Genomic DNA, 24013 nt, shown 5'->3' on the forward strand with positions numbered 1-24013 from the left:
TTTACACTTGCTTGAGTTATGTTATTTACCTGAAATTATGGTATAATCGTTCAGTTAGAAAATAAATTTTGAATATTATAGAGGAAATCATGACAAAACTTAGAGAAGATATCCGTAACATTGCGATTATCGCCCACGTTGACCACGGTAAAACAACCCTTGTTGATGAATTATTGAAACAATCAGAGACTCTTGATGCACGTACTGAATTGGCTGAGCGTGCTATGGACTCAAACGATATCGAAAAAGAGCGTGGAATTACCATCCTTGCTAAGAATACAGCTGTTGCTTACAACGGAACTCGTATCAACATCATGGACACACCAGGACACGCGGACTTCGGTGGAGAAGTTGAGCGTATCATGAAAATGGTTGACGGTGTTGTCTTGGTCGTAGATGCCTACGAAGGAACTATGCCACAAACTCGTTTCGTATTGAAAAAAGCTTTGGAACAAGACCTTGTCCCAATCGTGGTTGTTAACAAAATCGATAAACCATCAGCTCGTCCAGCAGAAGTAGTGGACGAAGTCTTGGAACTGTTCATCGAGCTTGGTGCTGATGACGACCAGCTTGACTTCCCAGTGGTGTATGCTTCAGCTATCAACGGGACTTCTTCCTTGTCAGATGATCCAGCTGACCAGGAAGCTACTATGGCACCAATCTTTGACACGATTATCGACCATATCCCAGCTCCAGTAGATAACTCAGATGAGCCTTTGCAGTTCCAAGTATCACTTTTGGACTACAATGACTTCGTTGGTCGTATCGGTATCGGTCGTGTCTTCCGTGGTACTGTTAAGGTTGGGGACCAAGTTACCCTTTCTAAACTTGACGGCACAACTAAAAACTTCCGTGTTACAAAACTCTTCGGTTTCTTTGGTTTGGAACGTCGTGAAATCCAAGAAGCAAAAGCAGGTGATTTGATTGCCGTTTCTGGTATGGAAGATATCTTTGTCGGTGAAACTATCACTCCGACAGATGCAGTTGAAGCTCTTCCAATCCTACACATCGATGAGCCAACTCTTCAAATGACTTTCTTGGTTAACAACTCACCATTTGCTGGTAAAGAAGGTAAATGGGTAACTTCTCGTAAGGTAGAAGAACGTTTGCAGGCAGAATTGCAAACAGACGTTTCCCTTCGTGTCGACCCAACTGACTCTCCAGATAAATGGACTGTTTCAGGACGTGGAGAATTGCACTTGTCAATCCTTATCGAAACAATGCGTCGTGAGGGCTATGAACTTCAAGTATCTCGTCCAGAAGTTATCGTAAAAGAAATCGACGGTGTTAAATGCGAACCATTTGAACGTGTTCAAATCGACACTCCAGAAGAATACCAAGGTTCTGTTATCCAAAGCCTTTCTGAACGTAAGGGTGAAATGTTGGATATGATTTCAACTGGTAATGGTCAAACTCGTTTGGTCTTCCTTGTTCCAGCGCGTGGGTTGATTGGTTACTCAACTGAGTTCTTGTCAATGACTCGTGGTTACGGTATCATGAACCACACCTTCGACCAATACTTGCCATTGATTCCAGGTGAAATTGGTGGTCGTCACCGTGGTGCCCTTGTTTCTATCGATGCTGGTAAGGCTACAACTTACTCAATCATGTCTATCGAAGAACGCGGTACGATCTTTGTCAACCCAGGTACTGAGGTTTATGAAGGAATGATCATCGGTGAAAACTCTCGTGAAAATGACTTGACAGTTAACATCACTAAGGCGAAACAAATGACCAACGTTCGTTCAGCTACTAAGGACCAAACAGCTGTTATCAAGACACCTCGTATCTTGACACTTGAAGAGTCTCTTGAGTTCTTGAACGACGATGAGTACATGGAAGTAACGCCTGAGTCTATCCGTTTGCGTAAACAAATCCTTAACAAAGCAGAGCGTGAGAAAGCTAACAAGAAGAAAAAATCAGCTGAATAAGAGCTAGAAAGAGAGAAAGATGGTCTATTTAGTCCTAGGAATTTTACTGCTCCTACTCTATGTATTTGCAACACCAGAAAGCATTAAAGGGACAGTCAATATCGTCGCTATGGTATGTATTTTAGTGGCACTTTTGGTTTTGTTGGCTCTATCTTTTCTGAAAATTTTTCAATTACCAACAGAAATATTCCTAGCAATAGCCATGTTAATCCTAGCTTACTTTAGTGTGAGAGACATCACACTCATGCCAGTCAAAAAAAGTAAAAGAAGATAAAAAAGAGAGTTTCGGCTCTCTTTTTGCTTGTTAGAATGCCTAATCTGAGCATTTTCATTTAGAATTATTTCCATAAAAATGGTAAAATAGTAGGAGTAGAAATGGAGTTCGAGACATGAAAGTAATAGATCAATTTAAAAATAAGAAAGTCCTTGTTTTAGGTTTGGCCAAGTCTGGTGAATCTGCAGCTCGTTTGTTGGACAAGCTAGGTGCCATTGTAACGGTAAATGATGGGAAGCCTTTCGAGGACAATCCAGCTGCGCAAAGTTTGCTGGAAGAAGGAATCAAGGTCATTACAGGTGGCCATCCTTTGGAACTCTTGGATGAAGAGTTCGCCCTCATGGTAAAAAATCCAGGCATTCCTTATAGCAATCACATGATTGAAAAGGCTTTGGCCAAGGGAATTCCAGTCTTGACTGAGGTGGAATTGGCTTACTTGATTTCAGAAGCGCCAATTATCGGTATCACAGGTTCGAACGGTAAAACAACCACAACGACTATGATTGGGGAAGTTTTGACTGCTGCTGGCCAACATGGTCTCTTATCAGGAAATATCGGCTATCCTGCCAGTCAGGTCGCTCAAACAGCGACAGACAAGGACACTCTTGTTATGGAACTTTCTTCTTTCCAACTCATGGGTGTTCAAGAATTCCATCCTGAGATTGCGGTTATTACCAACCTCATGCCAACTCATATCGATTATCATGGTTCTTTTGAGGAATATGTAGCAGCCAAGTGGAATATCCAGAACAAGATGACAGCGGCTGATTTCCTTGTCTTGAACTTTAACCAAGACTTGGCAAAAGAATTGGCTACTAAAACACAAGCTACAGTTGTACCATTCTCAACACTTGAAAAGGTTGATGGAGCTTATTTGGAAGATGGTCAGCTCTACTTACGTGGGGAAGTGGTCATGGCAGCGAATGAAATCGGAGTTCCAGGTAGCCACAATGTGGAAAATGCCCTTGCGACTATTGCTGTTGCCAAGCTTCGTGGTGTGGATAACCAAACTATCAAAGAAACTCTTTCAGCCTTTGGTGGTGTCAAACACCGTCTCCAATTTGTGGATGAAATCAAGGGTGTGAAGTTCTATAATGATAGCAAATCAACCAATATCTTGGCGACTCAAAAAGCCTTGTCAGGATTTGACAATAGCAAGGTCATTTTGATTGCAGGTGGTTTAGACCGTGGCAATGAGTTTGACGAATTGGTGCCAGATATTACTGGACTCAAGAAGATGGTCATCCTGGGCCAGTCTGCAGAACGTGTCAAACGGGCAGCAGATAAGGCTGGTGTGGCTTATGTGGATGCGACTGATATTGCAGATGCGACCCGCAAGGCCTACGAGCTTGCGACTCAAGGAGACGTGGTTCTTCTCAGTCCTGCCAATGCCAGCTGGGATATGTATGCTAACTTTGAAGTACGTGGCGACCTCTTTATCGACACAGTAGCGGAGTTAAAGGAATAATATGAAAAAAATTGTCTTTACAGGTGGGGGGACGGTTGGACACGTGACCCTCAACCTTTTGTTAATGCCCAAGTTCATCGAAGATGGCTGGGAAGTCCACTATATCGGAGATAAGCGTGGGATCGAACATCAAGAAATCCTCAAGTCGGGTCTAGATGTCACCTTCCACTCCATTGCGACTGGAAAATTGCGTCGCTATTTCTCTTGGCAAAATATGCTGGACGTCTTCAAAGTTGGTTGGGGAATTGTCCAATCTCTCTTTATAATGTTGCGACTTCGTCCACAGGCCCTTTTTTCAAAGGGAGGATTTGTCTCTGTGCCGCCAGTTATCGCAGCGCGTGTTTCAGGAGTTCCTGTCTTTATTCATGAATCTGACCTGTCTATGGGCTTGGCCAATAAAATCGCTTATAAATTTGCGACTAAGATGTATTCAACCTTTGAGCAAGCTTCAAGTTTGTTTAAGGTCGAGCATGTGGGAGCAGTGACCAAGGTTTCAGATCAAAAAAATCCAGAACCAGATGAATTGGTAGATATTCAAACCCACTTTAATCCCCAATTGCCAACTGTATTGTTTGTCGGTGGTTCTGCGGGTGCTCGTGTCTTTAACCAATTGGTGACAGACCATAAGAAAGAACTGACAGAACGCTACAATATTATCAATCTAACTGGAGATTCTAGCCTGAACGAGTTGAGCCAAAATCTTTTTCGTGTTGACTATGTGACCAATCTCTATCAACCCTTGATGGAATTGGCTGATATTGTTGTGACACGAGGTGGCGCCAATACGATTTTTGAGCTCTTGGCCATGGCAAAATTACATGTCATTGTGCCACTTGGTCGTGAAGCTAGTCGTGGTGACCAGATTGAAAATGCAGCTTACTTTGTAAAAAAAGGCTATGCAGAAGATCTTCAAGAAAGCGATTTGACCTTGGATAGTTTGGAAGAAAAGCTTTCTCACTTACTAAGTCACAAGGAAGACTATCAAGCCAAGATGAAGGCTTCTAAGGAATTGAAATCTCTAGCAGATTTTTATCAATTATTGAAAAACGATTTATCATAAGGAAAGTAAATGTCAAAAGATAAGAAAAATGAGGGCAAAGAAATCCTCGAAGAATTTAAAGAGTTATCAGAATGGCAGAAACGAAACCAAGAATATCTAAAAAAGAAGGCTGAAGAAGAAGCAGCCCTAGCTGAGGAGAAGGAAAAGGAAAGACAAGCTCGAATGGCTTCAAAATCTGAAAAGTCAGATGAAACTGAAGACAAAGAGAGTGAGCTTGAACCAAAAGATTCAGAATCAGCTAAGGAAGATGCTAAAGAAAAAGTAGAATCCTCAGAGGGTGACAAAGAGGAAGAAGAGATAGAAGAATCAGGGTCTAAAGAGGGCGAGGAACAGGATAAAAAGCTTGCTAAAAAGGCTGCAAAGGAAAAAGCAGCCAAAGCAAAGATTCCTGGCCTCCATATCTTGCGAGCCTTCACGATTTTATTTCCAAGTCTGCTTTTATTGATTATCTCTGCTTACTTACTCAGTCCTTATGCGACCATGAAGGATATCCGTATTGAGGGAACGGTGCACACTACGGCTGATGATATTCGACAGGCTTCGGGCATTCAGGATTCGGATTATACGATTAATCTTCTGCTAGATAAGGCAAAATATGAAGAGCAGATTAAGTCTAACTATTGGGTTGAATCAGCTCAGCTTGTTTATCAATTTCCAACCAAGTTCACTATCAAGGTCAAGGAATACGATATTGTTGCCTACTATGTTTCTGGTGAAAATCATTATCCGATTCTTTCCAGTGGTCAGCTTGAGACTAGTTCTGTGAGCCTGGTCAGTTTACCAGAAACTTATATATCAGTTCTCTTTAATGATAGCGAACAAATCAAGGCTTTTGTCTCAGAACTTGCTCAAATTAGCCCAGAACTCAAGGCGGCTATCCAAAAGGTGGAACTAGCCCCAAGCAAGGTCACATCAGATTTAATTCGATTGACCATGAATGATTCGGACGAGGTCTTGGTTCCGCTTTCTGAAATGAGTAAGAAACTGCCTTATTACAGTAAGATTAAACCTCAATTGTCAGAACCGAGTGTGGTCGATATGGAAGCTGGAATTTACAGTTACACTGTGGCGGATAAATTAATTATGGAGGCAGAAGAAAAAGCCAAAAAAGAGGCCGAAGAAGCTGAGAAGAAGCAGAAAGAGGAACGTAAACGTTTAGAAGAAGAACAGAAAAAACAAGAGGAAGAAAGCAATCGAAACCAAACAAGTCAGCGTTCATCGCGTCGCTAGGTTTAGCTTTTCTTCTATAGCTCTTTAGTGACCATGTTTTTACTTGACAAGTGCTAGTAGAAATAATAGAATAATAGAAAACCTTTAAAGCAGTCCAGAGAGGCAGCTAAGGTTAGACGGTGAAAGGGTGGAGACTACCCATTTTTCGTGGAACCTTGCTGTTGGCAGGTTCCTTTTTTCGTGGCTTCTTGTGGCCAGACTCTCTCACTAGCAAAGGTAAAAGGAGAAACCTATGCGAGAACATCGTCCAGTTATTGCTCTTGATTTTCCAAGTTTTGAGGCGGTCAAGAAATTTTTAGCTCTTTTTCCAGAGGAAGAAAGCCTTTATCTAAAGGTAGGGATGGAGCTTTATTACGCAACAGGGCCTGAGATTGTATCCTACTTGAAAGGCTTGGATCATAGTGTCTTTTTGGATCTCAAGCTTCATGACATTCCCAATACAGTCAAGTCAGCAATGAAGGTCTTGTCTCAGCTTGGAGTGGATATGACCAATGTTCATGCGGCTGGGGGTGTAGAGATGATGAAGGCTGCGCGTGAAGGTCTTGGAAACCAAGCCAAATTGATTGCCGTCACTCAGCTGACCTCAACGTCGGAAGCCCAGATGCAGGATTTTCAAAATATCCAAACCAGCCTGCAAGAGTCTGTGATTCATTATGCCAAGAAGACAGCTGAAGCTGGATTAGACGGTGTTGTTTGCTCAGCTCAGGAAGTGCAAGTCATCAAGCAGGCTACCAAACCAGATTTTATCTGTTTAACGCCCGGAATTCGTCCACAGGGAGCTGCAGTTGGAGACCAAAAACGCGTTATGACACCTGCTGATGCCTATCAAATCGGTAGTGACTATATCGTAGTGGGACGTCCCATTACCCAAGCTAAGGATCCTGTTGCAGCTTATCATGCCATCAAGGATGAATGGACACAGGACTGAAATTAAAGAACTAGAGTAGAAAAATAAAAGGAGAAGACCATGACACTTGCTAAAGATATCGCTAGCCACCTCTTGAAAATCCAAGCCGTTTACCTCAAACCAGATGAGCCTTTCACTTGGGCATCTGGCATCAAGTCACCTATTTACACTGATAATCGTGTGACACTAGCCTATCCAGAAACTCGTACCCTAATTGAAAATGGCTTTGTGGAAGCTATCAAAGAAGCTTTTCCTGAGGTTGAGGTGATTGCAGGAACTGCGACAGCAGGGATTCCTCACGGAGCAATCATTGCTGACAAGATGAACCTGCCATTTGCCTACATCCGTAGCAAACCAAAAGACCATGGAGCTGGTAATCAAATTGAAGGCCGTGTAGCTCAAGGTCAAAAAATGGTAGTGGTTGAAGACCTTATTTCAACAGGTGGTTCTGTTCTCGAGGCCGTGGCAGCAGCTAAGCGAGAAGGAGCAGAGGTTCTCGGTGTTGTAGCGATTTTCAGCTACCAATTGCCAAAAGCAGATAAGAACTTCTCAGATGCAGGTGTCAAACTAGTAACGCTTTCTAACTATAGTGAACTCATTCACCTAGCCCAAGAAGAAGGTTATATCACACCAGAAGGACTCGACCTTCTAAAACGATTTAAAGAAGACCAAGAAAATTGGCAAGAGGTGTAAAAAATCAAAAGACTAAAAGGTTAAAAATTATACTATTCTGTCATATCAGGTGTATGAATGGCAAGATTCAAGTTGTTAATGTTTTTTACGTCAATTGTTTAAGTTTTAGATTTGCTTGGCTTGCTCTTATATAAAAAGTAGCACACGTCATGAAAGTTACAAGGGTTAAAGTATAATCCATAAACATGGTCAGATTTCCTTTTCTGAGATGTTGAAATTTCTTGCTTATCCCAGTCTTTTCAGTGATTTTAGCGTCAAGTTCTTTTTAGTTTTGAAAGATTATCCGTGAATTTCTTGCTTATTTATGATAAAATGGGAGTATCGCAAAAAATGACTCATCGTATTCAATTTTGAGTAAAACTAGGAGGATCCCATGTCTACAGAACATATGGAAGAACTAAATGACCAGCAGATCGTTCGCCGTGAAAAAATGGCTGCGCTCCGTGAACAAGGAATCGATCCTTTCGGAAAACGTTTTGAACGTACTGCAAATTCACAAGAATTAAAAGATAAATATGCCGACCTCGATAAAGAACAATTACATGATAAAAATGAAACAGCAACTATCGCAGGACGCTTGGTAACCAAACGTGGTAAAGGTAAAGTAGGTTTTGCCCACCTTCAAGACCGCGAAGGTCAAATCCAGATCTACGTTCGTAAGGATGCTGTCGGTGAAGAAAACTACGAAATCTTCAAAAAAGCAGACCTTGGTGACTTCCTTGGTGTCGAAGGTGAAGTGATGCGTACGGATATGGGAGAACTCTCTATCAAGGCTACTCACATCACACACTTGTCTAAGGCTCTTCGTCCTCTTCCTGAGAAATTCCATGGTTTGACAGACGTTGAAACAATTTACCGTAAACGTTACCTTGACTTGATTTCGAATCGTGAAAGCTTTGAGCGCTTTGTCACTCGTTCAAAAATCATTTCTGAAATTCGTCGTTACCTTGATCAAAAAGGTTTCCTTGAAGTGGAAACACCTGTTCTTCACAACGAAGCTGGTGGTGCTTCTGCCCGTCCATTTATCACCCACCACAATGCCCAAAACATTGACATGGTGCTTCGTATCGCGACTGAGCTTCACTTGAAACGCCTTATCGTTGGCGGTATGGAGCGTGTCTATGAAATCGGCCGTATCTTCCGTAATGAAGGAATGGACGCTACTCATAACCCTGAATTTACTTCTATCGAAGTCTACCAAGCTTATGCTGACTTCCAAGACATCATGGACTTGACTGAAGGTATTATCCAACACGCTGCTAAATCAGTTAAGGGCGATGGTCCAGTCAACTACCAAGGTACTGAAATCAAAATCAATGAACCATTTAAACGTGTTCACATGGTGGATGCTATCAAAGACATTACTGGTGTAGATTTCTGGCAAGACATGACTTTGGAAGAAGCTAAAGCTATCGCTGCTGAGAAGAAAGTTCCAGTTGAGAAACACTATACTGAAGTTGGTCACATTATCAATGCCTTCTTTGAAGAGTTTGTTGAAGAAACCTTGATCCAACCAACCTTTGTCTATGGACATCCAGTAGCTGTATCTCCACTGGCTAAGAAGAATCCTGAAGACCAACGCTTTACTGACCGTTTCGAGCTCTTCATCATGACTAAGGAGTACGGTAATGCCTTTACTGAGCTAAACGACCCAATCGACCAACTTAGTCGTTTTGAAGCCCAAGCCAAAGCCAAAGAACTTGGTGATGATGAAGCGACCGGTATCGACTACGACTACATCGAAGCCCTTGAATATGGTATGCCACCAACAGGTGGTTTGGGAATCGGTATCGACCGTCTCTGCATGCTCCTCACTGATACAACTACTATCCGTGACGTATTGCTCTTTCCAACAATGAAATAAGCACTTATCCTCTGGCTCTTGCCAGAGGTTTTTTGATGCAAAAAGAGACTGAATTTAAGGAGAAAATGAAGTATAGTGTGTTGAAGTTGAAATAGTACACTTTGATTTCTAAGACATTGTTAGAAATTGGTTTAAATTCCCTAATCAATTTGCGCATGTTTTATTTCATTTTACGATAGTACGCTGAAACTTTTCAAAAAGTACTAGAAATTGACTTGGATCCCCCAATTGATTTGTTCAGATTCACTATAAATAAAAATTAATAAGTGGGATAGGAAGTTAGCGTCACTAGGATAGTATCTTGCTTAAACAGTATATATGGGATTGATATAAGTCCCTAGGCCCTATTAGAGGATGTTCTGGTGTCTTATTCACTTGTTTTTTATAGCATTAGTAGATAGAATCAGCAAATAAAAAAGTAGTTCAAATGCCTGGCAGCAAAAAATCTCAACGATTCACTTAATATAGACTAAAGTTTAGAGTTTAAGGAAAGTAGGGATAGTATATTGTATGAAAAAATAAGATGGTTTTTAAGCAAAACTCTTGAAAATGATTGAAAAAAGAGTTATTATAGTTGTATAGTAAAAAGCAAACGCTTACTTAATCAAGGAGGACAGTTTATGTCATACAAAACAAGCAATGCAGAAGGGCATGTAGATTTCATCAATACCTATGATTTGGAGCCCATGGCGCAAAAAGTGATCCCTAAAGCAGCCTTTGGTTATATCGCCAGTGGAGCAGAGGATACTTTTACTTTACGGGAGAACATCCGTGCTTTTAACCACAAACTCATCGTTCCGCATACGCTTTGCAATGTAGAAAATCCAAGTACAGAAATTGAATTTGCAGGTGAAAAATTGTCTTCACCAATCATTATGGCGCCTGTTGCGGCTCATAAATTGGCAAACGAACAAGGTGAAGTGGCAACTGCGCGTGGTGTGCATGAGTTCGGTTCTCTTTACACAACCAGTTCTTACTCTACTGTTGACCTTCCAGAGATTTCTGAAGCCCTCCAAGGGACACCTCATTGGTTCCAATTTTACTTTAGTAAAGATGACGGGATTAACCGCCACATCATGGACCGTGTGAAGGCTGAAGGTTATAAGGCGATTGTCTTGACGGCAGATGCTACTGTAGGGGGTAATCGTGAAGTGGATAAGCGTAATGGTTTTGTCTTCCCAGTTGGCATGCCGATTGTTGAAGAATACCTGCCAGAAGGTGCTGGTAAATCAATGGACTTTGTTTACAAATCAGCTAAACAACGCTTGTCTCCACGCGATGTAGAATTTATCGCTGAATACTCAGGACTTCCTGTGTATGTCAAGGGACCACAATGCCGTGAGGACGTTGAACGTTCGCTTGCTGCAGGAGCTTCTGGTATCTGGGTAACCAACCACGGTGGTCGTCAAATCGACGGTGGACCAGCTGCCTTCGACTCACTTCAAGAAGTAGCAGAAGCAGTTGACAAACGTGTGCCGATCGTCTTTGACTCTGGTGTTCGTCGTGGTCAACATGTCTTTAAAGCCTTGGCTTCAGGAGCAGACTTGGTAGCTATTGGTCGCCCTGTTATCTATGGTTTAGCTCTCGGTGGTAGTGTTGGTGTGCGTCAAGTCTTTGAACACTTGAATGCGGAATTGAAGACAGTCATGCAGTTGTCTGGAACTCAGACTATTGAAGATGTCAAACACTTCAAGCTCCGTCACAATCCATACAACCCAACCTTCCCAGTTGACCCACGTGACTTAAAATTGTATTGATAAAAGAGATTGCCTCCACTGAATGTGGAGGTTTTTCTTCGTGTATTGGAAGAATAAATCGCTATCAAAAACTATATAAAGATATTTTTCGGTCAAATATCTTGCTAGAGCTTTCATTTTTTGCTATACTGGTGCAGTAATTAAATAATAAAGACATTTGGGGTGCTTTAGGCTGAGATGATACCCATTGAACCTGCTACAGTTAAGACTGGCGAAGGGAAATGTGAAACGTTTTTTCGTATGGCGAAATGAACGATCAAATCTTGTAAGTCAACTCTAATTCTTGATTGTAATTGGAGTTTTTTTGTTTATATAAAACTGGATAGGTTTGTTTAGGTAGCTCTCTGCAAATGCCCTAGATTTTCTTTAAAAGGGTCAAGTGAAACTAGGATTTTGCTTGGTATTTTATTGATTACTAAGGAGTAAAGAGAGGAAAAATAAATATGGAAACACAGGTTTATGCATTTGAGCCAGGTTTGACTGTTGGAGAATTATTAAAAAATAGTCAGAAGGATTGGCAGGCTGCAATCAATCATCGTTTTGTCAAGGAACTTTTTGCAGGGACAATTAAGAATAAGGTCTTAAAAGACTACCTAATTCAAGATTATCACTTCTTTGATGCCTTCTTATCCATGCTGGGTGCCTGCGTAGCCCACGCAGACCAGATTGAATCCAAGCTTCGTTTTGCCAAGCAACTAGGCTTTCTTGAAGCAGATGAAGACGGTTATTTCCAAAAGGCTTTCAAAGAGTTAAAAGTATCTGAGAATGACTATCTGGAAGTGAGCTTGCACCCTGTAACAAAAGCCTTTCAGGATCTGATGTATTCGGCAGTGGCTTCATCAGACTATGCTCATCTTTTGGTCATGCTGGTCATTGCAGAAGGTCTCTATTTAGACTGGGGTTCTAAAGATTTGGCTCTACCTGAAGCCTATATTCATTCGGAATGGATCAATCTCCACAGAGGTCCTTTCTTTGCAGAGTGGGTTCAATTTCTGGTTGACGAACTCAATCGTGTCGGGAAAGGTCGAGAAGATTTGACAGAACTTCAGCAACGCTGGAATCAAGCGGTCGCTTTAGAATTAGCCTTTTTTGATATTGGTTATGACGCCTAGAGAAAGTTTAGGATATTTACAAATTTGATGAGGTAAATCATTCAATGTAACTGAAAAAAATTCTCAACTAAAGATAGAGATAAATCGAAATCAATAGATCGTATAAAGTGAAAAGGAAGGAATTCAATATGACAAGTTTAAAATTATTAAAAGAAAAAGCACCTTTGGTCATTTGCATAACCAATGATGTAGTAAAAAATTTCACAGCAAATGGATTAGTAGCACTGGGTGCCTCACCAGCTATGAGCGAGTACCCAGCAGACTTAGAAGATCTATTAAAATATGCTGGAGGATTATTGATTAACATTGGGACTTTAACGGATGATAATTGGAAATTATACCAAGCTGCTCTGAAAATTGCAGAGAAATATAATGTCCCAGCAGTTTTAGATCCTGTAGCCTGTGGAGCAGGAGAATATAGAAAAAAAGTAGCAGATGATTTAATCAACAATTACAAACTAGCTGCGATTAGGGGGAATGCTGGAGAGATTGCTTCTTTAGTAGGGATAAATGTGGCATCTAAAGGAGTAGATAGTGCTGGTGTGGATAATATTGATGAGATTGCTCTAGCAGCCAACGCTAAGTTTCATATTCCAATAGTAGTGACTGGAGAAGTTGATGCGATTGCTGTTAATGGAGAAGTGGTAACGATTCATAATGGTAGTGCCATGATGCCAAAAGTCATTGGGACAGGATGTTTATTAGGGGCAGTGGTAGCAAGCTTTATCGGACTAGAAAAAGGTCAAGAATTGAAATCATTAGAAACAGCAATGTTGGTTTACAATATCGCTGGAGAAATGGCAGAAAAACGTCCAAATGGACATCTTCCTGGAACATTTAAAGTTGAATTTATGAATGCCTTATACGAGATTTCAGATGAAGATGTAAAGGAATTCAAAAGAGTGAAGTAAAATGTTTCATAAAGAATTACTAAAACTATATTTTATTTGTGGAACGACTACTTGCCAAGGAAAAGATCTATATAGAGTCGTTGAGGAAGCCTTAAAAGGTGGTATAACCTTATTTCAATTTCGTGAAAAAGGTGAGGGAGCCCTGGAAGGTAAAGAAAAAGTTAAATTAGCAATTAAACTACAGGATCTTTGTAAAAAATACAATGTTCCGTTTATTGTTAATGATGATATTGATTTGGCGATGGAAATTGACGCTGATGGCGTACATGTAGGACAAGATGACCTTGGAGTTGATGAAATTAGAAAATTGATGCCAGATAAAATAATTGGTCTTTCTATAAAAAACGAGAAAGAATTTCAACAGTCAAAAGTTGAATATGTAGATTATGTTGGTGTTGGTCCTGTATTTGATACCCAGTCAAAAGATGATGCTGGTGGCGCTATAGGTTATGAAGGTCTTAAATTGATGAGAAAACTATTGCCACAAATGCCCTTAGTTGCAATTGGTGGGATACAGACGCAACATATTAAAGACATTATGAAGACCAATGTTGACGGTGTTTCAATCATTTCAGCAATATCGTATGCAAAAAATATAGAAAAAACTGTTCGAGAAATGAGTGAACAATAGGTATCTATCCTTGGATTCTAAGTAAGTGGAAGTTTTCCTTTTCTAAAAAGATATGTCCAGATTCAGTTTAAATAGCTAATCTATCAAACAAGACATTTGGTTTTTGCAAAAGAAAGATCTGCTGTCTTTGTGAGTGCAAGGCTGTATTTCCAGTTCAATTTCTTGAACTAGTATAAAATGTGTGTTATAATAATCATACAATTAAATAATAAAGACATTTGGGGTGCTTTAGGCTGAGATGATACCCATTGAACCTGATACAGTTAAGACTGGCGAAGGGAAATGTGAAAAGTTTTTTTCGTATGTCGAAAAGAACGGTCTAATCTTGTAAGCTAAACTCTAATTCCTATCTGTAATTAGAGTTTTTTCTTTTACGAAACTGGATGAAGGTGCTATAAAGCCTTTTGGTAGCTCACCTTGAGCACCCCACTTTTCTTTAAAAAAGGAGTTTTTTTATGTTGAAAAAATGGCAGTTAAAAGATGTTATCTTGCTTGCTTTCTTGTCTATCTTTTTTGGTGGGGTTTTCGTTGGTTCAGGATATGTGTATAATATTCTCAGCCTACTCTTAACACCTCTTGGTTTACAGGCTTTTGCCAATGAAATCCTTTTTGGACTCTGGTGTATGGCTGCGCCCATTGCTGCCATCTTTGTTCCGAGAGTCGGAAGTGCAACGATTGGAGAAGTGCTAGCTGCGCTTGCTGAAGTCCTTTATGGTAGCCAATTCGGTCTAGGTGCCCTTTTGTCCGGCTTGGTTCAAGGTTTGGGAAGTGAACTTGGTTTTATCGTAACTAGAAATCGCTATGAAAGTTGGCTCTCTCTAACTGCTAATAGTATTGGGATTACGCTTGTTAGCTTTATCTATGAATACATTAAGTTAGGTTACTACGCCTTTTCACTTCCGTTTGTCCTTTCCTTGCTTGTGGTACGTTTTATTTCTGTTTATTTCTTCTGTACCATCTTGGTTCGTGCCATTGTCAAACTCTATCATCAGTTTGCAACTGGAGGAAAGGCATAGATGGGTCTGGAATTACGGGAGATTCAGTCCCCAATTTTTTCGGAACCGATTGATTTTACTTTTCATGAGCAATCCTTTACCTTGTTAGTTGGGAGCAGTGGTTCAGGAAAATCGAGTCTCTTTCAAATGATTGCCCAAGTCAGTTCTCTTCCCTATAGCGGTCAAGTCCTGATAAACGGGAGCGAGGTCAGTCAGCTTTCTATCATCGAACGTATCCAGACGGTTGGTATTCTATTTCAAAATCCCAATCATCAATTTACCATGGAGAGCTTGTTTGAGGAGTTGATTTTTACCTTGGAAAATATTGGGCATCCCGTTCAGGAAATGGATTCTAAAATAGCAGAGGTTGTCCAGCAATGTCGTTGCAAGGACATCTTGCACCGTCCCATCCATCACTTATCAGGTGGAGAAAAGCAAAAGACGGCCTTGGCTGTTCTCTTTGCTATGAATCCTAGGGTCTATCTATTGGATGAACCTTTTGCTTCCATTGACCGCAAGAGTAGGATAGAGATATTGGAGATTCTAAAAGAGTTGGTCTCTAAGGGGAAGACAGTTATTTTGTGCGACCATGATTTAACGGACTATGAAGCCTATATAGACCATATGGTAGAGCTAAGAGACGGACAACTAAGGGAAGTGTTTCAAATCCCTTCCTCTGAGATGACACAGGTTACTTCAAAGGAAGTTGCTTCTAGCCCGGAACTATTCCATATGGATCGAACGACTTGTGAGCTTGGTAATCGCCCCCTCTTTTCGATTGTGAATTTTACATTTTACCAAGGAATTTCCTGTATTTTGGGTGATAATGGTGTTGGGAAATCAACTCTCTTTCGCTCCATTCTTCAATTTCAAAAGTATAAGGGGCGCATTACTTGGAAGGGGACAGTCCTGAAAAAGAAAAAGAGTTTGTACCGTGACCTGACGGGTGTTGTTCAGGAAGCTGAGAAACAGTTTATCCGAGTCAGTCTGCGAGAGGAACTTCAATTAGATGGACCTGATTCTGAAAGAAATCAGCGAATTTTCCAAGCTTTACAATATTTTGATCTGGAGCAGGCTCTTGATAAGAGTCCCTATCAATTAAGTGGTGGCCAGCAAAAGATTTTTCAGCTCTTGACCATCTTGATCAGCAAGGCTTCTGTGATTTTGCTAGATGAACCTTTTGCTGGTTTGGATGATAGAGCCTGCCATTATTTTTGTCAGTGGATTGTGGAGGAGAGCAATCAAGGAAGAAGTTTTCTGATCATTAGCCATCGTTTGGATCCCTTGATCTCTGTGGTTGATTATTGGATTGAGATGACTAGTCAGGGGCTCAGTCATGTGAAAGAAGTGACCATTACCAAACCTCTCCCATCTCTGAACAATGATACTCAAGGGGAGGTGAGATAGTATGGTCAAAGTAGCAACCCAGACACCGATTATCAGTCTCTTTTTGCTGATTTTATCCTTGGAAACATCTTTTATTCCTTCGATTGCTCTTAATCTTTCGGTAGTCGCATTTTGTATTCTCTTTATGCTCTATTACCGTCGATTTAAAGTATTGGCTTGGATGATTCTGCTTGCCATTTTGCCATCCTTTGCCAACTACTGGGCAGTTCATTTGCATGGTGATGTTTCCCAAGCAGTTATACTTGGTACCAGAGCTTTTGTGACCGTTTGTATCGGCCTTGTCTTTGTTTCCTCTATTTCCCTAAAAGAGCTTCTTTTATACTTGGCTCAAAAGGGGTTATCACGGTCATGGGCCTATGCCTTGATTGTGGTATTCAATTCCTTTCCCCTTATCCAGAAAGAAATCAAGTCCCTAAAGGAAGCTTGCTTATTACGCGGTCAAGAACTACATTTTTGGTCGCCCTTGATTTACAGTAAGGTTTTGATGACGGTCTTTAGATGGCGCCATCTTTACCTGAGAGCTCTATCGGCGCATGGATATGACGAACATGCACAGGTGAAGAATAGCTACCGGACTTTTTATATTCCTCAAAGGACAATATTCATCTACCTGCTGTTCTTTTTATTGCTTCAAACCAGTCTATTTTTATAAAGGAGTTATTATGGAATTTACAGATATTGCGATGGAATTATCTAAGGAAGCTTGGCAGGCTTCCTTTCATCATCCCTTTATTTTACAATTACAAGAGGGAAATTTAGAACCTGCCATTTTCCGATATTACCTGATTCAGGATGCCTACTATCTGAAGGCCTTCTCAGAAATCTATCACCTTTTGGCTGATAAGACTTCAAACCAAGAGATGAAAAGACTCTTGAAACAAAATGCTCAGAGTCTAGTGGAGGGTGAGTTATTTATCCGCCAACAATTTTTCAAGGAATTGGAAATCAGCGATCAGGAAATGGAGCAACATCCAATCGCTCCAACCTGTTATCATTACATTTCTCACATTTATCGGCAATTTGCAGAGCCAAACTTGGGCATTGCCTTTGCAAGTTTGCTACCTTGTCCTTGGTTATACCATGATATAGGCAAATCACTTAATCTTAAACCATCACCAAATCCTCTCTACCAACAATGGATTGAAACGTATACTACGGATGAGTTAGAGCAACAGATCAGAGAGGAAGAAGCTTTGGTCAATCAACTCTATCGAGAAAGTGACGAGACAGACAAGAAAAAAATGCTAGATGCCTTCCACATCAGTGTTCATATGGAAGCCAAGTTTTGGGAAATGGCCTACCAACACCAGACATGGAAGAGCGATTTACAGTCTTTAGAAAAAGGAGAAGAATAGAAGCATGAGAAAGCACCAATTACAAGTTCACAAATTAACCATTTTATCTATGATGATTGCCCTTGATGTAGTCCTTACGCCTATCTTTCGGATTGAGGGAATGGCACCGATGTCCAGTGTAGTCAATATTCTAGCGGGAATCATGATGGGACCTGTTTATGCTTTGGTTATGGCTACAGTGACAGCCTTTATCCGTATGACGACTCAAGGGATTCCGCCTTTAGCTCTCACAGGAGCGACTTTTGGAGCCCTTCTAGCAGGTCTCTTTTATAAGTATGGTCGAAAATTTTATTTTTCTGCCTTGGGAGAAATTTTGGGAACAGGTATTATTGGTTCTATTGTTTCCTATCCTGTTATGGTACTCTTTACAGGATCAGCTGCTAAGCTTAGCTGGTTTATCTACACTCCTCGATTTTTCGGAGCAACCTTGATTGGTACAGCGATTTCCTTTATTGCCTTTCGATTTTTAATCAAGCAGGAATTCTTTAAAAAAGTGCAGGGATATTTTTTTGCTGAAAGGATAGACTGATGCAGGCATTTACAAATCCTTTTCCTCTGGAAACGACTTCCCTCATTCACTGTATTACCAATGAGATTTCTTGTGAGATGCTAGCAAATGGGATTTTGGCTTTGGGATGTAAACCAGTTATGGCAGATGATTCCCGTGAGGTTCTTGATTTTACTAAGCAAAGCCAGGCACTCTTCATCAATTTAGGGCATTTGTCAGCTGAGAAGGAAAAAGCAATCCGTATGGCAGCTTCTTATGCAGCTCAAGTTTCTCTCCCAATGGTAGTAGATGCAGTTGGCGTAACAGCTTCATCCATTCGTAAGAGCTTAGTTAAAGACCTTTTAGACTATAGACCTACGGTCCTTAAAGGAAATATGTCAGAAATTCGAAGTCTTGTTGGCTTAAAGCACCACGGCGTTGGGGTAGATGCGAGTGCTAAAGACCAAGAAACTGAGGATTTACTTCAAGTCTTGAAAGACTGGTGTCAGACCTATCCAGGTATGTCATTCTTAGTCACAGGTCCCAAGGACCTCATCGTTTCAAAGAATCAGGTTGCTGTATTGGGAAATGGCTATGTAGAATTAGACTGGATAACAGGGACAGGAGACTTGGTTGGAGCCTTGACAGCCGTTTTTCTCAGCCAAGGAATGACTGCATTTGAAGCTTCGTGTCTAGCGGTCTCTTATCTTAATATCTCCGCTGAGAGAATAGTTGTTCAAGGAATGGGATTGGAAGATTTTCGATACCAAGTTCTCAATCAACTCTCTCTCCTAAAAAGAGATGAAAACTGGCTAGATGCTATCAAAGGAGATGTTTATGAATAGAGAGGCGCTTAGACTGTATCTAGTAACCAATCGCTACCAAGATTCCTTGGAAAGTTTTCTTGAAAAGATTGAGACGGCTTGCCGTTCAGGGGTTACCATAGTTCAATTACGGGAAAAAAATCTTACAACCAATCAATATTATCAACTGGCAAAACAAGTCAAGGAAATAACAGATGCCTATCAGGTACCCTTGATCATCGATGATCGGTTGGATGTTTGTCTTGCGGTTGATGCTGCTGGTCTGCATATCGGAGACGATGAACTACCAGTTTCGGTTGCCCGACAAGTCTTGGGACCTGAAAAAATCCTCGGTGTAACTGCTAAAACAATAAAAAGAGCTCTGGAAGCAGAAACATCAGGTGCAGATTACTTGGGGACAGGAGCCATTTTCCCAACCACCACCAAGGAAAATGCGCCCATTACTCTGATATCGACCTTGAAAACAATTTGCCAAACGGTTGACATTCCAGTAGTTGCTATCGGAGGCTTGACTTCAGAGAACATTGACCAACTTATGGGCACGGGCATAGCTGGAGTAGCTGTAGTGCGTGATTTGATGCAGGCAGAAGATATAGAGGCAAAAACGCAAGTCTTTTTAACAAAGTTGCATGACATTATTTCCTAACTAATACTCAATGAAAATCAAAGAGCAAACTAGGAANNTCGAAGAGTATAAAAACTCTCTAATTCCCTTAAAGTGGGAACTAGAGAGTTTTTTTCTTAATCTTTAAAAGTTGTATGGTTGACTGGGCCAGAACCATGACCAAGTTGAGGAGCGTCTTGAATAGCTTTTGTGATAAAGGCCTTGGCCTTATCAACTGCCTGATAAAGGCTTTTTCCCTTGGCTAGTTCAGCCGTAATGACTGCAGCAAAGGTACATCCAGTACCATGGGTGTGACAGGTTTGAATTCGTGGACTTTCCCAGACAAATTGCTCATCCTTGGTAAAGAGGAAATCCTTGGCACCACCTTCGAGATGGCCGCCTTTGATAACAACAGACTGAGGACCAAACTCTTTTAAAATCAGGTGACCGGCACGCTGCATGTCTTCGGGGTCATGGATTGAAAAACCAACAATCTCTTCTGCCTCAGGAAGATTTGGCGTAATAATCGTTGCTAGAGGTAGTAAGTTTGTTTTGAGATAGTCTCTAGCACTTGAGTCGATCAAGGCATCTCCACTAGTCGCTACCATAACTGGATCTAAAACATAGGGACAATCCAGCTTTTTAAGATAGGGCTGGATGATTTCCATAATTTCGGTAGTTGCCAACATTCCAGTTTTTACAGCCTGAGGTGGAATATCCGAAAAGACACTGTCCAATTGGGCTTTCAACATTTGAGGAGAAACGTGCTCGATTAATTGAACGCCTCTGGTATTTTGAGCGACAAGACTGGTCACAACGGCCATTCCATAGACATCTCTCGCTTGGAATGACTTTAAATCAGCCATAATGCCAGCACCGCCACTTGGGTCAGTTCCTGCAATGGTCAAAGCAACGGGTAAATAAGTCATCTAAAACCTCCCAACCAACTGAAGTTTGTATTCTTAAGAACAAGCTAATCTGTTTCAGGAAGGTAATAGAAGACTGCTAGTCCCCATTATCATTTCCACTTCCATCAGCTAGCATTACCTAGATTGAGTCAGAGGGATCTAACGGTCGTTAATCTCAGCTTTACGCACCCCTAGTGGTTGTTTTCTTTTTTCTTTAGTATAGCATATTTTTATAGTTTATATAGTAAAATTTGATTGAAAATCCTTTATCATAGGGTTAAAATTCTATTTTTCAAAGAAAAGATTGATTTTATAGTTGACAAATGTAGATTTTAGAAGTATACTAATAACTGTAATTGACAAATGTAGATTTAGGAGGTGTGATTATGCAGATTTCAGATGCAGAATGGCAGGTCATGAAGATTATTTGGATGCAAGGAGAGCAGACCAGTACGGATTTGATCAGGGTTCTGGCGGAGAGGTTTGACTGGTCCAAGTCGACCATTCAGACTCTTTTGGCTCGTTTGGTTGAGAAAGAGTGTCTGACAAGGAAAAAAGAAGGCAAGTTCTTTGTCTATTCAGCCCTTTTAACTTTGGACCAAAGTCGGGATTTACTTGTTCAAGATATCAAGGACAAGGTTTGTTCTCGTAGGATTAAGAACTTGTTGGCTGATTTGATTGCTGAATGTGATTTTACTCAGGCTGACTTGGAATACTTGGAAGCTGTGATTTCTGAGAAGAAATCAAGCGCTGTAACAAAAGTAAAATGTAATTGTATGTAAAGGAGACGTCATGTTAAATAGTATTGTAACCATTATTTGTATTGCCCTTATCGCGTTTATCTTGTTTTGGTTTTTCAAAAAGCCTGAAAAATCTGGACAAAAGGCCCAGCAAAAAAAGGGCTACCAAGAGATTCGAGTGGAAGTCATGGGAGGCTATACGCCTGAGTTGATTATCCTCAAGAAATCAGTGCCAGCCCGTATTGTCTTTGACCGTAAGGACCCTTCACCCTGTCTAGACCAAATTGTTTTTCCAGACTTTGGTGTGCATGCGGACCTGCCTATGGGGGAAGAGTATGTAGTGGAAATCACACCTGAGCAGGCTGGAGAGTATGGTTTCTCTTGTGGCATGAATATGATGCACGGTAAGATGATTGTAGAATAGGAGAATGATATGACTGAAATTATAAAAGCAAATCTTGAAAATGGTGTTCAAAAAATCCGTATCACGGCAGACAAAGGCTACCATCCAGCCCACATTCAACTGCAAAAAGGAGTTCCTGCTGAGATCACCTTTCACCGTGTGACACCTTCAAACTGTTATAAGGAAATTCTGTTTGAAGAAGAAGGCATCTTGGAACCAATCGGCGTAGATGAGGAGAAAGTCATTCGTTTTACACCTCAAGAATTAGGTCAACATGAATTTTCTTGTGGCATGAAGATGCAAAAGGGGAGTTATACCGTAGTTGAGAAGACTCGAAAATCTCTATCACTTTTACAGCGTTTTTGGATTACCAGTATCTTCACTGTGCCTCTTGTGATTCTCATGATTGGAATGTCGACAGGAGGAATTAGTCACCAAGTCCTGCGTTGGGGCACCTTTTTAGCCACAACACCGATTATGCTAGTAGCAGGTGGTCCTTATATCCAAAGTGCTTGGGCTAGTTTTAAAAAGCACAATGCCAACATGGATACCTTGGTTGCTCTGGGAACCCTAGTGGCCTATTTCTATAGCTTAGTTGCCCTCTTTGCTGGTCTCCCCGTTTACTTTGAAAGTGCTGCATTTATCTTCTTCTTCGTTCTTATGGGAGCCGTTTTTGAGGAGAAAATGCGGAAAAATACTTCCCAAGCTGTGGAGAAATTACTTGATTTGCAGGCTAAAACTGCAGAAGTCTTGCGTGAGGATAACTATGTTCAAGTCCCTTTGGAGCAAGTCAAGGTAGGTGACCTGGTTCGAGTGCGTCCCGGTGAAAAGATTGCGGTTGATGGTGTCGTAGTGGAAGGTGTGTCCAGTATTGATGAATCCATGGTGACAGGTGAGAGTCTGCCTGTGGACAAGACAGTTGGAGATACCGTCATTGGTTCAACCATCAATAATAGTGGAACTCTTGTCTTTAGAGCAGAAAAAGTTGGTTCAGAGACTGTTTTGGCTCAGATTGTGGATTTTGTGAAGAAAGCTCAGACAAGTCGTGCGCCGATTCAGGACTTGACGGATAAGATTTCAGGGATTTTTGTCCCAGCAGTTGTCATTTTAGGGATTGTGACCTTTTGGGTTTGGTTCGTCTTGCTCAGGGATAGTGTAGTTGTGCTTGGAGCGAGCTTTGTGTCTTCGCTTCTCTATGGAGTAGCAGTTCTGATTATTGCCTGCCCTTGTGCATTGGGACTTGCAACACCGACAGCCCTTATGGTGGGGACAGGTCGCAGTGCCAAGATGGGGGTTCTCCTCAAAAATGGAACGGTTCTACAGGAAATCCAGAAAGTTCAAACTATTGTCTTTGATAAGACCGGGACTTTGACAGAAGGGAAACCTGTGGTAACAGATATCATCGGCGACGAAGCAGAAGTACTTGGATTGGCAGCTTCCTTGGAAGCAACTTCTCAACACCCACTGGCTGAGGCTATTGTTAAGCGAGCGAGTGAAGCTGGATTTGAGCTTCACACTGTTGAAAATTTCCAAGCCTCGCACGGAAAAGGTGTTTCAGGGAAAATCAATGGAAAACAAGTTTTACTTGGAAATGCTAAAATGCTGGATGGCATGAACATTTCTAGCACTTATCAAGATAAACTAGAAGAACTAGAAAAAGAAGCTAAGACAGTTGTGTTCTTAGCTGTTGACAATGAAATCAAAGGCTTGCTTGCTTTGCAAGATATTCCCAAGGAAAATGCCAAGCTTGCCATCAGTCAGTTGAAAAAACGTGGTCTTAAAACAGTCATGCTGACAGGAGATAATGTCGGTGTGGCGCGTGCTATTGCAGATCAGATTGGAATCGAAGAGGTCATTGCAGGTGTCTTACCAGAAGAAAAAGCCCATGAAATCCATAAACTACAAGCGGCTGGCAAAGTAGCCTTTGTTGGGGACGGTATCAATGATGCCCCTGCCCTCAGTGTAGCAGATGTGGGAATTGCTATGGGTGCTGGAACAGATATTGCCATCGAGTCAGCAGATTTGGTGTTGACAACTAATAACCTCCTAGGAGTGGTACGTGCCTTTGACATGAGTAAGAAAACCTTTAATCGAATTCTGCTCAATCTTTTCTGGGCCTTTATCTACAATGTCGCCGGAATTCCGATTGCAGCAGGAGTCTTTTCAGGTGTTGGACTGGCCCTCAATCCAGAACTAGCTGGTCTAGCCATGGCCTTTAGTTCTGTATCTGTTCTGACTAGTTCACTCTTACTAAACTTTAGTAAAATAGACTAAAAGTAATGACTAGATTTCTTTGTTATAAAACAGGAATGGCAGCATTTTCAAAACTGTATTAGAATAGAGAATAGAGAGTTTTGAGCAGATTTTTAGAAAAGTCAACATAAATATGATACAGTGGAATAGTAAAAGTTTGGAGAACGTTTCCAATTCTATGTAATCGTATTCTCCAAGT

Annotated in this window: 23 protein-coding genes and 3 riboswitches; of the genes, 22 read left to right on the forward strand and 1 reads right to left on the reverse strand. The window is 41.1% G+C overall.

Translation table 11 applies throughout. The features are described from left to right. Nucleotides 1-89: 89 nt before the first annotated feature. From typA to thiE (HT721_RS08255), 19 genes are all read left to right on the forward strand, one after another. Nucleotides 90-1931 (forward strand): translational GTPase TypA, encoded by a 1842-nt coding sequence (gene typA, locus HT721_RS08165; protein ID WP_000164111.1) that lies wholly within the window; start codon nt 90-92, stop codon nt 1929-1931. Between the two features lie 19 nt (nt 1932-1950). Next, the gene (locus HT721_RS08170) at nt 1951-2205 is read left to right on the forward strand and encodes a DUF3165 family protein (protein WP_000262803.1); all 255 of its coding nucleotides are present in this window, start codon (nt 1951-1953) and stop codon (nt 2203-2205) included. A 115-nt stretch (nt 2206-2320) separates the two neighbouring features. Next, entirely contained in the window at nt 2321-3673 is a 1353-nt protein-coding gene (gene murD / locus HT721_RS08175; RefSeq protein ID WP_173229557.1) for a UDP-N-acetylmuramoyl-L-alanine--D-glutamate ligase, read from the forward strand. A gap of 1 nt (nt 3674) precedes the next feature. Continuing rightward, nucleotides 3675-4733 carry a UDP-N-acetylglucosamine--N-acetylmuramyl-(pentapeptide) pyrophosphoryl-undecaprenol N-acetylglucosamine transferase gene (locus tag HT721_RS08180; RefSeq protein WP_173229558.1) on the forward strand — a complete coding sequence of 353 codons (1059 nt, stop codon included), beginning with the start codon at nt 3675-3677 and terminating at the stop codon, nt 4731-4733. A gap of 9 nt (nt 4734-4742) precedes the next feature. Continuing rightward, nucleotides 4743-5963, forward strand: coding sequence for a cell division protein FtsQ/DivIB (locus tag HT721_RS08185; protein WP_173229560.1), 1221 nt, complete (start codon nt 4743-4745; stop codon nt 5961-5963). Between the two features lie 232 nt (nt 5964-6195). Next, the gene (gene pyrF, locus HT721_RS08190; protein ID WP_173213796.1) at nt 6196-6891 is read left to right on the forward strand and encodes an orotidine-5'-phosphate decarboxylase; all 696 of its coding nucleotides are present in this window, start codon (nt 6196-6198) and stop codon (nt 6889-6891) included. A 39-nt stretch (nt 6892-6930) separates the two neighbouring features. Next, nucleotides 6931-7563, forward strand: a complete 633-nt coding sequence (gene pyrE, locus HT721_RS08195) for an orotate phosphoribosyltransferase (protein WP_173213794.1) — start codon at nt 6931-6933, stop codon at nt 7561-7563. A 373-nt stretch (nt 7564-7936) separates the two neighbouring features. Continuing rightward, entirely contained in the window at nt 7937-9427 is a 1491-nt protein-coding gene (gene lysS / locus HT721_RS08200) for a lysine--tRNA ligase (protein WP_173213792.1), read from the forward strand. A gap of 620 nt (nt 9428-10047) precedes the next feature. After that, nucleotides 10048-11184: an L-lactate oxidase gene (gene lctO, locus HT721_RS08205; RefSeq protein ID WP_088791092.1), complete on the forward strand. Its 1137-nt coding sequence runs from the start codon at nt 10048-10050 to the stop codon at nt 11182-11184. A gap of 148 nt (nt 11185-11332) precedes the next feature. Beyond that, a riboswitch (TPP riboswitch) is annotated at nt 11333-11421 on the forward strand. Nucleotides 11422-11627: 206 nt separating this feature from the next. Further along, nucleotides 11628-12296 carry a TenA family protein gene (locus tag HT721_RS08210; RefSeq protein ID WP_173213788.1) on the forward strand — a complete coding sequence of 223 codons (669 nt, stop codon included), beginning with the start codon at nt 11628-11630 and terminating at the stop codon, nt 12294-12296. 128 nt (nt 12297-12424) lie between these two features. Further along, nucleotides 12425-13207: a hydroxyethylthiazole kinase gene (thiM, locus tag HT721_RS08215; protein WP_050262178.1), complete on the forward strand. Its 783-nt coding sequence runs from the start codon at nt 12425-12427 to the stop codon at nt 13205-13207. 1 nt (nt 13208) lies between these two features. After that, nucleotides 13209-13838 carry a thiamine phosphate synthase gene (thiE, locus tag HT721_RS08220; RefSeq protein ID WP_173213786.1) on the forward strand — a complete coding sequence of 210 codons (630 nt, stop codon included), beginning with the start codon at nt 13209-13211 and terminating at the stop codon, nt 13836-13838. A gap of 209 nt (nt 13839-14047) precedes the next feature. Further along, nucleotides 14048-14136, forward strand: a riboswitch (TPP riboswitch). A 157-nt stretch (nt 14137-14293) separates the two neighbouring features. Beyond that, on the forward strand, nt 14294-14854 hold the full coding sequence (locus tag HT721_RS08225; protein ID WP_050108240.1) for an ECF transporter S component: 561 nt from the start codon (nt 14294-14296) through the stop codon (nt 14852-14854). Next, on the forward strand, nt 14855-16240 hold the full coding sequence (locus HT721_RS08230; RefSeq protein WP_173213784.1) for an ABC transporter ATP-binding protein: 1386 nt from the start codon (nt 14855-14857) through the stop codon (nt 16238-16240). It abuts the gene before it with no gap. Between the two features lies 1 nt (nt 16241). Further along, nucleotides 16242-16892 carry an energy-coupling factor transporter transmembrane component T gene (locus tag HT721_RS08235; protein ID WP_173213782.1) on the forward strand — a complete coding sequence of 217 codons (651 nt, stop codon included), beginning with the start codon at nt 16242-16244 and terminating at the stop codon, nt 16890-16892. A 10-nt stretch (nt 16893-16902) separates the two neighbouring features. Next, nucleotides 16903-17595 carry a thiaminase II gene (gene tenA, locus HT721_RS08240; RefSeq protein ID WP_173213780.1) on the forward strand — a complete coding sequence of 231 codons (693 nt, stop codon included), beginning with the start codon at nt 16903-16905 and terminating at the stop codon, nt 17593-17595. A gap of 4 nt (nt 17596-17599) precedes the next feature. Continuing rightward, complete coding sequence (gene thiW, locus HT721_RS08245) at nt 17600-18124, forward strand: energy coupling factor transporter S component ThiW (RefSeq protein ID WP_020900146.1); 525 nt, start codon at nt 17600-17602, stop codon at nt 18122-18124. Beyond that, nucleotides 18124-18927: a hydroxyethylthiazole kinase gene (locus tag HT721_RS08250; protein ID WP_173229562.1), complete on the forward strand. Its 804-nt coding sequence runs from the start codon at nt 18124-18126 to the stop codon at nt 18925-18927. Before thiW ends, HT721_RS08250 begins: the two co-directional genes overlap by 1 nt. Continuing rightward, on the forward strand, nt 18920-19552 hold the full coding sequence (gene thiE / locus HT721_RS08255) for a thiamine phosphate synthase (RefSeq protein ID WP_173229564.1): 633 nt from the start codon (nt 18920-18922) through the stop codon (nt 19550-19552). The genes HT721_RS08250 and thiE (HT721_RS08255) overlap by 8 nt, the downstream gene beginning before the upstream one ends. Nucleotides 19553-19647: 95 nt before the next feature. On the opposite strand, the gene thiD is transcribed toward thiE (HT721_RS08255), so the two are convergent. After that, the gene (gene thiD, locus HT721_RS08260) at nt 19648-20439 is read right to left on the reverse strand and encodes a bifunctional hydroxymethylpyrimidine kinase/phosphomethylpyrimidine kinase (protein WP_173213774.1); all 792 of its coding nucleotides are present in this window, start codon (nt 20437-20439) and stop codon (nt 19648-19650) included. An 83-nt stretch (nt 20440-20522) separates the two neighbouring features. Further along, nucleotides 20523-20621: riboswitch (TPP riboswitch) on the reverse strand. A gap of 183 nt (nt 20622-20804) precedes the next feature. On the opposite strand from thiD, the gene HT721_RS08265 reads away from it, so the two are divergent. The 3 genes from HT721_RS08265 to HT721_RS08275 are packed head-to-tail and all read left to right on the forward strand — an operon-like array spanning nt 20805 to nt 23835. Beyond that, nucleotides 20805-21200, forward strand: a complete 396-nt coding sequence (locus HT721_RS08265; RefSeq protein ID WP_173213772.1) for a CopY/TcrY family copper transport repressor — start codon at nt 20805-20807, stop codon at nt 21198-21200. A gap of 10 nt (nt 21201-21210) precedes the next feature. Further along, on the forward strand, nt 21211-21582 hold the full coding sequence (locus HT721_RS08270; protein ID WP_000935055.1) for a cupredoxin domain-containing protein: 372 nt from the start codon (nt 21211-21213) through the stop codon (nt 21580-21582). 9 nt (nt 21583-21591) lie between these two features. Then, nucleotides 21592-23835, forward strand: a complete 2244-nt coding sequence (locus HT721_RS08275) for a heavy metal translocating P-type ATPase (protein WP_173229566.1) — start codon at nt 21592-21594, stop codon at nt 23833-23835. Nucleotides 23836-24013: the final 178 nt, after the last annotated feature.

This window comes from Streptococcus sp. 4094 (assembly GCF_013277125.1).
Classification (GTDB): domain Bacteria; phylum Bacillota; class Bacilli; order Lactobacillales; family Streptococcaceae; genus Streptococcus.

Excerpts from the sequence above, each read along its gene's own strand:
- HT721_RS08210 (WP_173213788.1), top strand. The coding sequence starts at position 11,628 with ATGGAAACACAGGTTTATGCATTTGAGCCAGGTTTGACTGTTGGAGAA.
- HT721_RS08250 (WP_173229562.1), top strand. The coding sequence starts at position 18,124 with ATGCAGGCATTTACAAATCCTTTTCCTCTGGAAACGACTTCCCTCATT.
- pyrE (WP_173213794.1), top strand. The coding sequence starts at position 6,931 with ATGACACTTGCTAAAGATATCGCTAGCCACCTCTTGAAAATCCAAGCC.
- thiE (WP_173229564.1), top strand. The coding sequence starts at position 18,920 with ATGAATAGAGAGGCGCTTAGACTGTATCTAGTAACCAATCGCTACCAA.
- HT721_RS08180 (WP_173229558.1), top strand. The coding sequence starts at position 3,675 with ATGAAAAAAATTGTCTTTACAGGTGGGGGGACGGTTGGACACGTGACC.
- HT721_RS08230 (WP_173213784.1), top strand. The coding sequence starts at position 14,855 with ATGGGTCTGGAATTACGGGAGATTCAGTCCCCAATTTTTTCGGAACCG.
- pyrF (WP_173213796.1), top strand. The coding sequence starts at position 6,196 with ATGCGAGAACATCGTCCAGTTATTGCTCTTGATTTTCCAAGTTTTGAG.
- thiM (WP_050262178.1), top strand. The coding sequence starts at position 12,425 with ATGACAAGTTTAAAATTATTAAAAGAAAAAGCACCTTTGGTCATTTGC.
- HT721_RS08265 (WP_173213772.1), top strand. The coding sequence starts at position 20,805 with ATGCAGATTTCAGATGCAGAATGGCAGGTCATGAAGATTATTTGGATG.
- HT721_RS08170 (WP_000262803.1), top strand. The coding sequence starts at position 1,951 with ATGGTCTATTTAGTCCTAGGAATTTTACTGCTCCTACTCTATGTATTT.
- lysS (WP_173213792.1), top strand. The coding sequence starts at position 7,937 with ATGTCTACAGAACATATGGAAGAACTAAATGACCAGCAGATCGTTCGC.
- thiW (WP_020900146.1), top strand. The coding sequence starts at position 17,600 with ATGAGAAAGCACCAATTACAAGTTCACAAATTAACCATTTTATCTATG.
- thiE (WP_173213786.1), top strand. The coding sequence starts at position 13,209 with ATGTTTCATAAAGAATTACTAAAACTATATTTTATTTGTGGAACGACT.
- HT721_RS08225 (WP_050108240.1), top strand. The coding sequence starts at position 14,294 with ATGTTGAAAAAATGGCAGTTAAAAGATGTTATCTTGCTTGCTTTCTTG.
- typA (WP_000164111.1), top strand. The coding sequence starts at position 90 with ATGACAAAACTTAGAGAAGATATCCGTAACATTGCGATTATCGCCCAC.
- murD (WP_173229557.1), top strand. The coding sequence starts at position 2,321 with ATGAAAGTAATAGATCAATTTAAAAATAAGAAAGTCCTTGTTTTAGGT.
- HT721_RS08185 (WP_173229560.1), top strand. The coding sequence starts at position 4,743 with ATGTCAAAAGATAAGAAAAATGAGGGCAAAGAAATCCTCGAAGAATTT.
- thiD (WP_173213774.1), bottom strand. The coding sequence starts at position 20,439 with ATGACTTATTTACCCGTTGCTTTGACCATTGCAGGAACTGACCCAAGT.
- tenA (WP_173213780.1), top strand. The coding sequence starts at position 16,903 with ATGGAATTTACAGATATTGCGATGGAATTATCTAAGGAAGCTTGGCAG.
- lctO (WP_088791092.1), top strand. The coding sequence starts at position 10,048 with ATGTCATACAAAACAAGCAATGCAGAAGGGCATGTAGATTTCATCAAT.
- HT721_RS08275 (WP_173229566.1), top strand. The coding sequence starts at position 21,592 with ATGACTGAAATTATAAAAGCAAATCTTGAAAATGGTGTTCAAAAAATC.
- HT721_RS08270 (WP_000935055.1), top strand. The coding sequence starts at position 21,211 with ATGTTAAATAGTATTGTAACCATTATTTGTATTGCCCTTATCGCGTTT.
- HT721_RS08235 (WP_173213782.1), top strand. The coding sequence starts at position 16,242 with ATGGTCAAAGTAGCAACCCAGACACCGATTATCAGTCTCTTTTTGCTG.